An 11939-nucleotide genomic window follows, 5' to 3' on the forward strand; every position below is an offset into this window, starting at 1 on the left:
ATTTAATCTGCCTTACATCGAATTAGCTGAGCTAACCATGATCGACTATTCCGCCGCGCTTGCCGTTGCCAGGGTCGTGCAGACCGGCAGTTTCGAAAAAGCCGCCCGCGCGCTCAACGTCACCCCCTCGGCCATCTCCCAGCGCGTCCGGCAACTCGAGGAGCGCATGGGCACGGTGCTGATCGAGCGCGGCACGCCCTGTATCGCGACCGAAAAGGGCGCCTGGCTCTGCCGCCATATGGAACTGGTCGGCATGCTGGAAAACGATCTGCTAAAACACCTGCCGAGCCTTGGAGACCAGCAGGCGGGCCCCACCACCGTCGATATCGCCGTCAATGCCGATAGTCTGGGCACCTGGTTCCTGCCCGCCGCTGCGGCCTTTGCGCAAAACTCCACCGTGGTGCTCAATATCGCGGTCGACGACCAGGAGCACACGGCCGAAGCGCTGCGCCGGGGGCGTGTGCTGGCCGCCGTCACTGCGCTGGCCGAGCCGGTGGCCGGCTGCCGCACCATTCCCCTCGGGCGCCTGCGCTATCTCGCAACCGCCAGTCCGGATTTCATGCGTCGTCATTTTCCCCACGGGGTGACGAGCGAAGCTCTGGCCCATGCGCCCGCCATGACCTTCAACCAGAAGGACCTGTTGCAGCGCGACTGGGTCGTAAAAGTCTTCGGCGCGGCGGTCAGCGGCCCCAGCCATTTCCTGCCCTCGACGCAGGGTTTTGTGGAGGCGTGCCTGCTTGGCATGGGCTGGTGCCTCAACCCCGTCCATCTGGTGCGCGATCACCTGGCGAGCGGGCGCCTTGTCGAACTGGTGCCCGGCGCCGTGCTTGATATATCGCTGCACTGGCAGGTCAGCCGTCTCGCGGCCGGTCAGTTTTCCGAATTGACCAATGCCGTGGTCGAAGCCGCGCGGCGCGAACTGCTTTAGCCGGCTCACGATCCTATGACGCCATAGAATCCTTAGCCTTCCACAAACTTTTCCAGGTTTTCCAGCGAGGCCGCCAGGCCCTCCGCATGATCCTCGGCACTGATGCCGCTGGGCACGTTTTCGGCGCGAATAGTCACCTCCGTGCCTTCCGGCACCGGCCGCAGGATCCAGTTCATCACCATGGTCCCAGCAAAGGCAGGATCGTCGGAGACGAAGTCGACGGCTTGCGAAACCAGCGCCCCGGGCACAAGATCGAGAAAGCGCACCGCCACATCGTCGGAATTCTCGCCGGTCTTGCCCGCGATGCTGCTGTCCTCATAGCGCAGCACCATGCGATAATGTCCACCGGGGCGCAGATCGAACTCCAGCATCTGCCCACGCATGCCTTGGGGCGGCAGCCAGACCACCATGGCGGCAGGGTCGGTCATGGCGGCATAGACCGCTTCGGGCGTCGCATCCATGATGCGGCTGGCGCTGTCGGTTCGGCTCATGGTCGTTCCTCCTCGCGAGGAACGAGTGTGCGCTAGAGCCGCGCCTTTTCCAAGGCGGGGAGCAATTCGCCCTCAATGGCTTCCGCTGTCAGCGGACCGACATGCTTGAAAACGATCTTGCCTGATCCATCGACGACAAAAGTTTCCGGCACGCCATAAACGCCCCAGTCAATAGAAACGCGCCGGTCGCGATCGGCTCCTATGGCGTCATAGGGATTTCCCAGTTCAGCCAGAAAGGCCCGGGCATTCTCGGGTGCATCCGAATGGTTGATGCCGAAGAGGCGAACGCCGGTTTCGGCCTTGAGAGCTTCGAGCAGCGGATGCTCGTCCCGACAGGGAATGCACCAGGAGGCAAAGACATTGACCACGGTCGGCTCGCCCTTGAGTGCTGCCGTATCGAAACCGGGCACATCCATGCCCTCGATCGCGGCCAGGGCGAATTCGGGCGCCGGCTTGTCGATCAGCACCGAACGAACCAGATTAGGGTCGCGATTGATCGTCGAGGCAAAGACCGCGATCAGCCCCACGAGCAGCAGCAGCGGCGCGGCAAAGAGAAGCTTCTTCATTGCGCTGAACTGCTCGCCCGCTGACCATCCCCCAGCTCCTCAAGCCGGCGTTTCGTCTGGCGCGCGGCAAGCATCGTCCAGCCGACGAGCGCGGCAAGGCCGATAAACACCCCGGCATAGGCGGAAATGATGAATTCGGCATGGGCCCCCAGCGCGATCATTTGAGGTCTCCCCTGGCAGCGCGGCGCTCCAGCGTGGTGATGCGGCGGCGGCGCACTTCGGTATGCATGGCGGCAAGCTGCAACGTGACGAACAAAAACGTAAAAGCAAAAAACATGGCGAAGAGCGGCGTCAGGATCTCGCCTGGCATGGTCGGGCCATCGGGACGGAAAACGCTGGCCGGCTGGTGCAGCGTGCTCCACCAATCGACCGAGAATTTGATAATCGGAATGTTGACCGCACCCACAAGGGTAAAGACCGCCACGACACGGGCGGCGCGCAACTGATCGTCAAAGGCGCGCCAGAGAGCGACGATACCGAGATAGATGAAGAGAAGCACCAGGGTGGACGTCATGCGCCCGTCCCATTCCCAAAAGGTGCCCCATGTGGGGCGGCCCCAGAGCGAGCCGGTAAAGAGCGCCATGGCGGTGAAGGCGGCCCCGAGCGGGGCAGCCGCTTTCATCGACACGTCGGCCATGGGGTGGCGCCAGACCAGCGTGCCCAGCGCCGAAACGGCCATGGTGGCGTAGACGAACTGGCTGAGCCAGGCCGTGGGCACGTGCACATACATGATGCGCACCGTGTCCCCCATGTATTTTTCGGGCGGCGAGGAGAACAAGCCATACCAGAGGCCAACCGCGAACAGCACTCCGGTGAGCAGCGCCAGCGGCAGGACGAGCGGTCGCGTCAGGGCGACGAACTGACCGGGATGGGACAGCCGGTTCCACCAGGTCATTTTGGGTGTCGTGTCGATCGTCATACTTGCCGGGGGCCTTCGGAACGCATGTCGCAGTGGGAGCAGTACGCTCTAGTCTTCGCCCCAGTCTATCGCAAGGGCCGCCGCGAAGGGAGACAGCACCACCACCATGAGACTGAGTGCCGCAAGCAGGAGCGCGGCGGCCTGCGCCTGGTCGGGTCCGCCACTGGCGGAAATGGCCCCGACCCCGAAGATCAGGACGGGCACGGAGAGCGGGGCGATGAGGATGGGCGCAAGAAGCCCACCCCGCCGGGTGGCCACGGTCACCGCAGCGCCGATCGCCCCAAAGCCGGCCAAAGCGGGCGTGCCGAGGAGAAGCGACAGCACCGTGCGCCCAAATGTTTCGCCATCCATGGCGAGGAGCAATGCCAAAGCCGGTGAAGCCAGGATCAGCGGCAGGGCCGCGGTCAGCCAATGGGCAATCACTTTTGCGGCAACCACGGCCGAAAGCGGGATATCGGCAAGCCGGTAGAGTGCCAGCGTGCCATCGGCCCTGTCGGGCCCGAAGAGTTTTTCGAGGCCGAGCAGCATGGCGAGGAAGGCCGCGATCCAGACAATGCCCGGCGCGATGCGTGCCAGGAGCGCCTTGTCCGGCCCCACGGCAAAGGGCACCACCGCGCCGACGATGACGAAGAACAGGACAAGGGTGAGAATTTCCCCGCCACCGCGGAGGCTCAGGCGGATTTCGCGGGAGAGGACCGAGATAAAGCCGCTCATGCGCTGCGCTCCAGCGTGAAGACAGCAAGACTATCGAGCGCGATAGCATCATGACTGGCAATCACGGCTATGCCACCGGAGGCAAGATGGTCGCCGATCAGCCCCGCCAGCAGCTTTTGCCCCTCCGTATCGAGCGCGGATGTTGGCTCGTCTAGAAGCCAGACGGGACGGGCGGAGACAAGCAGCCGGGCCAGGGCCAGGCGGCGTTGCTGCCCAGCCGAAAGATAGGCGGCATCGAGCTTGGCCTGGCGCTTGAGACCGACACGATCGAGGGCCTCGGCAACCGGCAGGGCAGGATTGCCGTTGATCCCACGCCAGAACTCCAGCGTTTCAATCGCTGTCAGGCGGGGGGCGGATGGCATTGCGATGGCCGCAATGATGGAAAGCAGGACCAAAATCCTCGTCATGACCCTCAAGCACCACCGACCCTTCGAGCGGTGTAAGCAGGCCCGCAAGAGTAAGCAGCAGGGTGGATTTGCCGGCGCCGTTGGGGCCGCGCAGCATCAACCCGCTGCCCGCGGCAACGGATAGCGCAATGTCGCGCGCAAGCATGGTCTCGCCGCGACCGACGCCCAGCGCGAAGGTCCTGAGGCAGAGCGAAGAATGGACGTGCCCTTCAGTCATGACCCCATCTCGTATTGAACGAGGGGCGAGACTGGCAAGGGCTTTTCCGATTGACTATAAAGGACATAGATTAGAGTCATTCCAGCAAAGCGCGGTTTTACCGGCGGCCCCATTGCTCTCCGGTAGGCAGCGTTACAGCAGCAAAGGGCGGAGCAAGTGGCCTCACTAGACAGCTTCAAATCCAAGTCGACCCTGACGGTCGGTGGCAAGACCTATACCTATTTTTCCATTCTAGAGGCGGAAAAGAACGGTCTGGCGGGCGTCTCAAAGCTTCCCGGCTCGATGAAGGTCGTGCTCGAAAACCTGCTGCGTTTTGAAGACAATCGCACGGTGAAGAAGGAAGACATTCTGGCCATCGCCGAATGGCTCGTCACCCGCACCTCGGAATATGAAATCCAGTATCGCCCGGCCCGCGTGCTGATGCAGGATTTTACCGGCGTTCCCGCCGTCGTGGACCTCGCCGCCATGCGCGACGCCACCGCAAAACTCGGCGCCAATCCGCAAAAGATCAATCCGCTCGTGCCCGTCGATCTCGTCATCGACCACTCGGTGATGGTCGATTCCTTCGGCACCCCCCTCGCCTTCCAGCAGAATGTCGAACTCGAATATGAGCGCAATGGCGAGCGCTATGAATTCCTGCGCTGGGGCCAGTCGGCCTTCGACAATTTTCGCGTGGTTCCTCCCGGTACAGGTATCTGCCACCAGGTGAACTTGGAATATCTGGCCCAGACCGTCTGGACCAAGGATGAGGATGGCGAAACCGTCGCCTATCCCGATACGCTCGTCGGCACCGACTCGCACACGACCATGGTCAATGGCCTTGCCGTGCTCGGCTGGGGCGTCGGCGGCATCGAGGCCGAAGCGGCCATGCTCGGCCAGCCGATCACCATGCTGATCCCCGAAGTCGTGGGCTTCAAGCTCACCGGAAAAATCAATGAAGGCATCACCGCCACCGACTTGGTACTGACGGTCACCGAAATGCTGCGCAAGAAGGGCGTGGTCGGCAAGTTCGTCGAATTCTTTGGGCCGGGCCTCGATTACCTGAGCCTCGAAGACCAGGCGACCATTGCCAATATGGCCCCCGAATATGGCGCCACCTGCGGCTATTTCCCTGTCGACGCCGACACGCTGAAATTCCTCTCCACCACCGGCCGCGATCCCGATCGCGTGGCATTGGTAGAGGCCTATTCCAAGGCCCAGGGCATGTTCCGCACCACGGATACGCCCGACCCGACCTTCACCTCGACGCTCGAACTCGATCTGTCCACCGTCGTGCCATCGCTCTCGGGGCCAAAACGCCCGCAGGATCGTGTCGCCCTCAAGGACGTCACCCGTGCCTTTGACGCGGCCCTGCCGGACCTTTCCGGCGGCCGCATCGAGCGCACCCGTCTTCCGGCCGACAAGCAGGAAAGCCGCTTTGTTGACGAAGGCGCCAGCGGCGTTCACGACATCCCAGAGGAAGCCGCCTTTGAGGTAAAAGGCACCGACTACCACATTACCGATGGTTCGGTTGTCATCGCCGCAATCACCTCTTGCACCAACACCTCCAACCCTTCGGTGCTGGTGGCCGCCGGCCTCGTTGCCCGCAAGGCCCGCGCCCTCGGCCTCAACTCAAAACCCTGGGTGAAAACCTCGCTTGCGCCCGGCTCGCAGGTCGTCACCGACTACCTGACCGCGGCAGGCTTGCAGGCCGATCTCGACGCCATCGGCTTTAATCTTGTCGGCTATGGCTGCACCACCTGCATCGGCAATTCCGGCCCGCTGCCCCAGGCCATTTCCGACACGATCAACGAGAACAAGCTGGTCGCGGCCTCCGTGCTCTCGGGCAACCGCAATTTTGAGGGCCGCGTGAACCCCGACGTGCGGGCCAACTATCTCGCCTCCCCGCCGCTGGTGGTCGCCTATGCCCTCCTCGGCACGCTCAATGTCGATATCACCACCGAGCCGCTCGGCACCAGCAAGGATGGCAAGCCGGTCTATCTGAAGGACATCTGGCCCTCCAACCACGAGATCGCAGAGATCGTTCGGAAACACGTCAATGCCGACATGTTCCGCAAGCGCTATTCCGACGTGTTCAAGGGCGACAAGCTCTGGCAGGCCATCTCCGTCGAAGGCGGCGAGACCTATGGCTGGAACGGCTCCTCCACCTATGTGCAGAACCCGCCCTATTTTGAGGACCTTACCATCGAACCAAAACCCGTCACCGACGTGGTTTCGGCCCGCGTTCTGGCGCTGTTCCTTGATTCCATCACCACCGACCACATTTCTCCGGCCGGTTCGTTCAAGGCCGGCACGCCTGCCGGCAAATATCTGACCGAGCGTCAGGTCGCGCCGAAGGATTTCAACTCCTACGGCTCCCGTCGCGGTAATCATGAAATCATGATGCGCGGCACCTTCGCCAATATCCGCATCAAGAACATGATGCTCGACGGCGTCGAAGGCGGTTTCACCAGAGGCCCCGATGGCTCGCAAATGGCCATCTATGATGCCGCCATGGCCTATCAGGCCCAGAACACGCCGCTGGTGATCTTTGCCGGCAAGGAATACGGCACCGGCTCCTCGCGTGACTGGGCCGCCAAGGGCACGAACCTGCTCGGCGTAAAGGCCGTCATCGCCCAGTCTTTCGAGCGCATCCACCGCTCGAACCTTGTCGGCATGGGCGTCATTCCGCTGCAGTTCAAGGATGGCGAAAGCTGGCAGAGCCTCGGCCTCGACGGCACCGAAACCGTCGATATTGCCGGCGTCGAACAGATCGAACCGCGCGCCACCGTCAATGTGAAGATCACCCGCGCCGATGGCTCGGTGCTCTACGTGGAAACCCGCTGCCGCATCGATACGGCCAACGAGCTCGACTATTTCCGGAACGGCGGCATCCTGCACTACGTGCTGCGTAGCCTCGTCGCGGCCTAGTGCCAACCAAACCCAATGAAATGGCGGCTCTCGGGCCGCCATTTTCGTTTCGGGGGCGGTCTGCGGTGAATCCACCCCTTCTCACCCTCTTTTGACTAGGCAGTGGGCGTTGGGCCAGAATACAACCTTGCCCATGATCTCAAGACCCCTCATCGGCCTCGCATTCGCGCTGGCGGCTAATTTTGTCGTGCTTGGCAGCGCCTCGTCCGAGGAGCAGCACATAGAACCCAAGGCCGTGGTGGAATTGTTCACGAGCCAGGGTTGCGCGTCCTGCCCGCCGGCCGATGCGCTGCTGACTGCCCTTGCCGAACGCGACGACGTCGTCGCCCTCGCCTTTCACGTCGACTATTGGGACTATGTGGGCTGGAAGGACACTTTCGCCCAGGAAGCCTATTCCGACCGCCAGCGCGCCTATGCCAAGAGCTGGGGCTCCTCGCGCATCTATACTCCGCAGATCGTCGTCAATGGCGCCAAGGCCGTGGTCGGCTCGCGCCGCAATGAGGTGCAGCAGGCCGTCGACCGCGCCAGCCTGCCGCTCGCCATGGACCTGACGCTCAGCGGCGACATGCTCAAAATTTCCGTGCCACCCAAGGCCGATTTCTCCGACGCCGTCGTCTGGCTCGTGACCTATATGAACCGCGCCGACGTCAAGATCGACAGCGGCGACAATGCCGGCAAGTCGATGGTCTATACCCAGGTGGTGACCGGACGGCAGGTACTGGGCATGTGGGAGAGCGAGACCGGGGCCGAACTGAAACTGCCGCTCGGCGAAGTGCTGGGCGCAGCCAATACCGGCATCGCAATCGTCGTTCAGCAGGAGCGTGGCGGTCTGCCCGGCGCCATTCTCGCCGCCGGCGCCTACGAACCCTGACAGCCGGACAAAGAAAACGCCTGCTCCGGGGGCTTGGAGCAGGCGTGACTGACTTGGAGGTCAGATAGGAGACTGGCAACCGGACGTCATGGTTGGGGGCTCGGTCGGTCCGGTTGCCAGCCGCTGGAGGCAATGGTGAAAAGATGCCCGGCCAATTGGGCGTCTTGAGGGACGAATCGTGGCCGAAATTGGATTTTTTCGTCCTTGCCAAGCCATCGGAATATGCCGATCATGACTGTCCGATGACATGAATCTCGGTGGAGGTCGCGTGCAGGGTCGTCAGCCAAATGAGTCTCTGGCCAATCTGTCGCTGGTGCATGTGGGCGAACCGCAGAACCAGCCGGCCCGCCCCGTCCAGCCCATCGTCGCCTTCGACCGCCGCGAACTGATGCAGATACTTTCGGTCTATGGCCGCAAGGTCGGACAAGGTGAGTGGCGCGACTACGCCATGGATTTTCTCAAGGATCGCGCGCTCTTCTCCATCTATGCCCGCGTCTCCGAACGCCCGCTTTTCGTGGTCGAGAAAAACCCGAAATTGCGCGCCAGGCAGGGCCAATACATGGTCACCAACCAGCAGGGCCGCATCCTCAAGCGCGGCCACGACCTTTCGCAGGTCCTGCGCGTACTCGACCCCGATCTGGCCGTGGTTGGATGAGCATTCTCGTTCGCCCGGCGGAGCCGGACGACGTGCCGGCCATGAGCCGCATTCTGACGGCCTCCATCATCGATCTCTGCGCTGCCGATCACGGCAATGATCCCACCGCGATTGCCGCCTGGACGCGCAACAAGTCGCCTGAAGGCGTGGCCACCATGCTGGCCAATGCCAATCTCTTGATGTTCGTCGCCGAGGCGGCGGGCGTGATTGGCGCTGTCGGCGCCGTGACGCGCACCGGCGAAATCGCCCTCAACTATGTGGCACCGGACATGCGCTTTCTTGGGCTCAGCAAGGCATTGCTGGCGCGGCTCGAGGCCGAGTTGCAGGCGCTTGGATTTGAAGAGGGGCGGCTTGAAGCGACGGCCACCGCCCAGCGCTTTTACGAGCGCGCCGGCTGGCACCGCGACGGCCCGCAGGCAAGTGGCCGCGTGGTCAACGGCTATCCGATGAAGAAGGTGCTGGCGGGCTGAAATTTCCGGCCAGTTCGGCGGCGTCAGGTGCCTCGAAAAGTTCGGCCCACTCGCGCAAAGTCGTCACCGGGATGACAAAATGGCCCCCTTCCGCCCCTTCGTTGCGCCCGGTAATCCGACGCTCCAGCTCCTCGAGCGGCACATGGTCAAACTGCACCCGGCAATCCGCCCCGAGCGCCCGCGCCCGCTGCGCAAAGTCGATCCGCTCGGCCCGGCTCCAAAAGCCGAAATCGAGAATGACGTCGCCACCACCCGCCAGGATATGGGCCGCGACGTCCCACATGATCGCTTCCACTGTGTTGTGCCGCAGGTCGTGGTCGGGGTGATGCATGTCGTCGGCAAAAAGCCGCGTCTGCCACTCGTCCGGCGTCAGGCGCAGGGCGCCAGTCTCCGCTGCAAGCGCCTTGGCCCGCGTCGTCTTGCCCGAACCGGGCAGGCCCACCATCAGCATGAGCAGGGCCACCGCTTCAAAGCGCCTTTTGCAGGTGCACGATATCGTGCCAGCGATCGAATTTGAGGCCCACCGACTTGTAGTAGCCGACATGCTCGAACCCGAACTTTTCATGGATGGCGATGGAATTGGCCGTATCGGCGGTGATGACGGCCAACATCTGCTTGAAACCATGTGCTTTCGATTGCACGAGCAATTCGGTCAGCAGCGCCTTGCCCAGACCCTTCCCGGTCTCGGTGGGATCGAGATAGATCAGATCTTCGCAGGTGAACCGATAGGCGGCGCGGGGGCGATAAAAGCTCGCATAGGCATAGCCCAGCACCTTGCCGGCGCGTTCGGCGATGATGACCGGATGACCCAGTTTCAAGAGGCCCGCATATTTCTCCGCAATGCCTTCCTCGCCCGGCGCTTCGGTATCGAAGGTGATGGCGGTGTTCTCGACATAGTGGCGATAGATCGCGGTGATGGCGGGAACATCGGACCAGGCAAACGGGCGGAGGGAAAAATCGGACATGGCGGCTTACAAAGGAAAAGGACCGCAGCCTTTGTAAGCTGCGGTCCGAATATCAGTCCAACCAAATTCCTTGATTCCTGGATCAAGGAACCTGCTGATTACTCGCGATTGCCGAACAGGCGCAGGAGCATCAGGAACAGGTTGATGAAGTCCATGTAGAGCGACAGGGCGCCCATAATGGCATTCTTGGCCATGACGTCGGCGCCATAGGCGTCCGAATAGCTTTCCTTGATCTTCTGCGTGTCATAGGCGGTGAGACCGGTGAAGATCAGCACGCCGACGACCGAGATGATGAAATCCATCATCGAGGACTGCATGAAGATATTGACGATCGAGGCGATGATGATGCCGATCAGGCCCATCATCAGGAAGTTGCCCATGCCGGTCAGGTCGCGCTTGGTGGTGTAGCCGTAAAGGCTCATCGCGCCGAAGGTAGCGGCGGTGATGAAGAACACCTTGGCGATCGAGGCGCCGGTATAGACGAGGAAGATCGACGACAGCGACAGGCCCATGACGGCGGCAAAGGCCCAGAAAATGGCCTGTGCGGCGCCAACGGAGAGCTTGTTGATGCCAAAGCTCAGCACCAGCACGAAAGCCAGCGGGGAGAGCATGATCACCCAGGCAAGCGGGCTTGCATAAAGCAGCTCGGCATTCGCCTGGCTCGACATGGCCCACTGGCTGGTGAAATAGGCCACAAGGCCGGTTACCACGAGGCCAAGGCCCATGTAATTGTAGACGCGCAGCATATAGCTGCGAAGGCCCTCGTCGATGGCCAAGGCCGAGCCGGCCCGCGCACCGAGGGTCTGACGGTCATATTCAGCCATTCTAATTCCCTTTCCCTTGGAAAATCGCGGTCGATATCACCGCCGGGGGCAATTGGCTTTTGCCACTTGAGTGCAAATATGGATTCGGACCTGTTGATTTACAAGGCGAAACGGAACGTTGCGACATCTGTGACTGGCCAGATGACCCGATTGTGTTAGGCTCCAGAGCATGTTCCCCGAAAGCGGGTATCGGTTTCGGGACAAGGACATGCGTAAAAACAAGGAGCTAAAGCGCCGGAAGCGAATCCTTGAGATCGCGACGCGCTTTTGCGCAAGATTCCATCGCTCCTGCCTGGGAGACCTGCCATGCCCCGGCTTTTTACCGGCCTCGAAATCCCCTCCGACATCGGCTTTGCCCTGTCGCTGAAGCGCGGCGGCCTCAATGGCGCGCGCTGGATCGAACCGGAAAACTATCACATTACATTGAGGTTCATCGGCGATGTCGACAAGCAGACCGCCAATGAGGTCGTGGATAATCTCGACTATCTCAGCGAAAGCCTGAGCTTTCCGATCCGGCTCACCCATCTTGGGACTTTTGGCGGCGACAAGCCACGCGCCCTCTATGCCGGGGTCGAGCCGAGCGAAGCGCTCAACCGTCTGCAATCAGCCCATGAGCGCATGTTGCAGCGCGCCGGCCTGCCCCCCGACGGGCGCAAGTTCGTCCCCCATGTCAGCCTCGCGCGGTTGCGCGGTACGGCCGCCGAAGATGTGGCCCGCTTTATTGCCGAAGCAGGCCGCTTCGAACCCCTGAGCTTTTCGGTGCCCCGCTTCGCGCTCTTTTCGAGCCGGGATTCGGTGGGTGGCGGCCCCTATGTGGTGGAAGAGACCTATCCCCTCGCCGCCTGAAGCCGCTTCTGCTCACGCAAGCGTTAGCCTCGTTTTAACCGTTCGGGTTCAAAGCGGGGCTTCGTGCCGCGCACCTGCCAAATTGCCGCCGCCTTTGCCGAGCATTTGAGGCAAAAGCGGTGCATGACGGCCCCGCTTGACAGCTTGGTAACCATG

16 protein-coding genes are annotated in these 11939 nt (G+C 62.0%); 6 read left to right on the forward strand and 10 right to left on the reverse strand.

Annotated features, from left to right (window positions below):
* Positions 1–37: 37 nt before the first annotated feature.
* Positions 38–928, forward strand: a complete 891-nt coding sequence (locus tag NVV77_RS11175) for a LysR family transcriptional regulator ArgP (RefSeq protein WP_295413051.1) — start codon at positions 38–40, stop codon at positions 926–928.
* Between the two features lie 32 nt (positions 929–960).
* Here the strand turns inward: NVV77_RS11175 and NVV77_RS11180 are convergent, their stop codons facing one another.
* The 7 genes from NVV77_RS11180 to NVV77_RS11210 are packed head-to-tail and all read right to left on the reverse strand — an operon-like array spanning position 961 to position 4242.
* Entirely contained in the window at positions 961–1419 is a 459-nt protein-coding gene (locus tag NVV77_RS11180; RefSeq protein WP_295413053.1) for an SRPBCC domain-containing protein, read from the reverse strand.
* Between the two features lie 32 nt (positions 1420–1451).
* Positions 1452–1985: a DsbE family thiol:disulfide interchange protein gene (locus NVV77_RS11185; RefSeq protein ID WP_295413054.1), complete on the reverse strand. Its 534-nt coding sequence runs from the start codon at positions 1983–1985 to the stop codon at positions 1452–1454.
* Complete coding sequence (gene ccmD / locus NVV77_RS11190) at positions 1982–2146, reverse strand: heme exporter protein CcmD (RefSeq protein WP_295413056.1); 165 nt, start codon at positions 2144–2146, stop codon at positions 1982–1984. The genes NVV77_RS11185 and ccmD overlap by 4 nt, the downstream gene beginning before the upstream one ends.
* Positions 2143–2904 carry a heme ABC transporter permease gene (locus NVV77_RS11195; protein WP_295413058.1) on the reverse strand — a complete coding sequence of 254 codons (762 nt, stop codon included), beginning with the start codon at positions 2902–2904 and terminating at the stop codon, positions 2143–2145. The genes ccmD and NVV77_RS11195 overlap by 4 nt, the downstream gene beginning before the upstream one ends.
* A gap of 48 nt (positions 2905–2952) precedes the next feature.
* The gene (ccmB, locus tag NVV77_RS11200) at positions 2953–3618 is read right to left on the reverse strand and encodes a heme exporter protein CcmB (protein ID WP_295413060.1); all 666 of its coding nucleotides are present in this window, start codon (positions 3616–3618) and stop codon (positions 2953–2955) included.
* Positions 3615–3980, reverse strand: a complete 366-nt coding sequence (locus tag NVV77_RS11205) for an ATP-binding cassette domain-containing protein (RefSeq protein WP_295413062.1) — start codon at positions 3978–3980, stop codon at positions 3615–3617. The genes ccmB and NVV77_RS11205 overlap by 4 nt, the downstream gene beginning before the upstream one ends.
* On the reverse strand, positions 3949–4242 hold the full coding sequence (locus tag NVV77_RS11210; protein WP_295413064.1) for an ATP-binding cassette domain-containing protein: 294 nt from the start codon (positions 4240–4242) through the stop codon (positions 3949–3951). Before NVV77_RS11210 ends, NVV77_RS11205 begins: the two co-directional genes overlap by 32 nt.
* A gap of 156 nt (positions 4243–4398) precedes the next feature.
* On the opposite strand from NVV77_RS11210, the gene acnA reads away from it, so the two are divergent.
* The 4 genes from acnA to NVV77_RS11230 all read left to right on the forward strand — a co-directional run bounded on the left by acnA (position 4399) and on the right by NVV77_RS11230 (position 9148).
* The gene (acnA, locus tag NVV77_RS11215) at positions 4399–7152 is read left to right on the forward strand and encodes an aconitate hydratase AcnA (protein WP_295413066.1); all 2754 of its coding nucleotides are present in this window, start codon (positions 4399–4401) and stop codon (positions 7150–7152) included.
* Positions 7153–7285: 133 nt separating this feature from the next.
* Complete coding sequence (locus NVV77_RS11220; protein WP_295413068.1) at positions 7286–8023, forward strand: thioredoxin family protein; 738 nt, start codon at positions 7286–7288, stop codon at positions 8021–8023.
* 304 nt (positions 8024–8327) lie between these two features.
* On the forward strand, positions 8328–8678 hold the full coding sequence (locus NVV77_RS11225; RefSeq protein WP_295414436.1) for a DUF2794 domain-containing protein: 351 nt from the start codon (positions 8328–8330) through the stop codon (positions 8676–8678).
* Positions 8675–9148: a GNAT family N-acetyltransferase gene (locus NVV77_RS11230; RefSeq protein WP_295413070.1), complete on the forward strand. Its 474-nt coding sequence runs from the start codon at positions 8675–8677 to the stop codon at positions 9146–9148. Before NVV77_RS11225 ends, NVV77_RS11230 begins: the two co-directional genes overlap by 4 nt.
* On the opposite strand, the gene NVV77_RS11235 is transcribed toward NVV77_RS11230, so the two are convergent.
* The 3 genes from NVV77_RS11235 to NVV77_RS11245 form a co-directional block, all read right to left on the reverse strand.
* Positions 9111–9611, reverse strand: coding sequence for an ATP-binding protein (locus NVV77_RS11235; protein WP_295413073.1), 501 nt, complete (start codon positions 9609–9611; stop codon positions 9111–9113). The two genes, NVV77_RS11230 and NVV77_RS11235, sit on opposite strands and share 38 nt — an antisense overlap.
* Before the next feature lie 4 nt (positions 9612–9615).
* Positions 9616–10113, reverse strand: coding sequence for a GNAT family N-acetyltransferase (locus NVV77_RS11240; protein WP_295413076.1), 498 nt, complete (start codon positions 10111–10113; stop codon positions 9616–9618).
* 98 nt (positions 10114–10211) lie between these two features.
* Positions 10212–10937, reverse strand: coding sequence for a Bax inhibitor-1/YccA family protein (locus tag NVV77_RS11245; RefSeq protein ID WP_295413079.1), 726 nt, complete (start codon positions 10935–10937; stop codon positions 10212–10214).
* Between the two features lie 306 nt (positions 10938–11243).
* Between NVV77_RS11245 and thpR the strand changes: the two genes are divergently transcribed.
* Positions 11244–11783: an RNA 2',3'-cyclic phosphodiesterase gene (gene thpR, locus NVV77_RS11250; protein WP_295413082.1), complete on the forward strand. Its 540-nt coding sequence runs from the start codon at positions 11244–11246 to the stop codon at positions 11781–11783.
* Positions 11784–11939: the final 156 nt, after the last annotated feature.

Origin of the sequence: Devosia sp. (genome assembly GCF_024707125.1) — a bacterium.
Taxonomy (GTDB): domain Bacteria; phylum Pseudomonadota; class Alphaproteobacteria; order Rhizobiales; family Devosiaceae; genus Devosia.

Excerpts from the sequence above, each read along its gene's own strand:
- NVV77_RS11175 (WP_295413051.1), top strand. The coding sequence starts at position 38 with ATGATCGACTATTCCGCCGCGCTTGCCGTTGCCAGGGTCGTGCAGACC.
- NVV77_RS11180 (WP_295413053.1), bottom strand. The coding sequence starts at position 1,419 with ATGAGCCGAACCGACAGCGCCAGCCGCATCATGGATGCGACGCCCGAA.
- NVV77_RS11185 (WP_295413054.1), bottom strand. The coding sequence starts at position 1,985 with ATGAAGAAGCTTCTCTTTGCCGCGCCGCTGCTGCTGCTCGTGGGGCTG.
- ccmD (WP_295413056.1), bottom strand. The coding sequence starts at position 2,146 with ATGATCGCGCTGGGGGCCCATGCCGAATTCATCATTTCCGCCTATGCC.
- NVV77_RS11195 (WP_295413058.1), bottom strand. The coding sequence starts at position 2,904 with ATGACGATCGACACGACACCCAAAATGACCTGGTGGAACCGGCTGTCC.
- ccmB (WP_295413060.1), bottom strand. The coding sequence starts at position 3,618 with ATGAGCGGCTTTATCTCGGTCCTCTCCCGCGAAATCCGCCTGAGCCTC.
- NVV77_RS11205 (WP_295413062.1), bottom strand. The coding sequence starts at position 3,980 with ATGCCATCCGCCCCCCGCCTGACAGCGATTGAAACGCTGGAGTTCTGG.
- NVV77_RS11210 (WP_295413064.1), bottom strand. The coding sequence starts at position 4,242 with ATGACTGAAGGGCACGTCCATTCTTCGCTCTGCCTCAGGACCTTCGCG.
- NVV77_RS11220 (WP_295413068.1), top strand. The coding sequence starts at position 7,286 with ATGATCTCAAGACCCCTCATCGGCCTCGCATTCGCGCTGGCGGCTAAT.
- NVV77_RS11230 (WP_295413070.1), top strand. The coding sequence starts at position 8,675 with ATGAGCATTCTCGTTCGCCCGGCGGAGCCGGACGACGTGCCGGCCATG.
- NVV77_RS11240 (WP_295413076.1), bottom strand. The coding sequence starts at position 10,113 with ATGTCCGATTTTTCCCTCCGCCCGTTTGCCTGGTCCGATGTTCCCGCC.
- NVV77_RS11245 (WP_295413079.1), bottom strand. The coding sequence starts at position 10,937 with ATGGCTGAATATGACCGTCAGACCCTCGGTGCGCGGGCCGGCTCGGCC.
- thpR (WP_295413082.1), top strand. The coding sequence starts at position 11,244 with ATGCCCCGGCTTTTTACCGGCCTCGAAATCCCCTCCGACATCGGCTTT.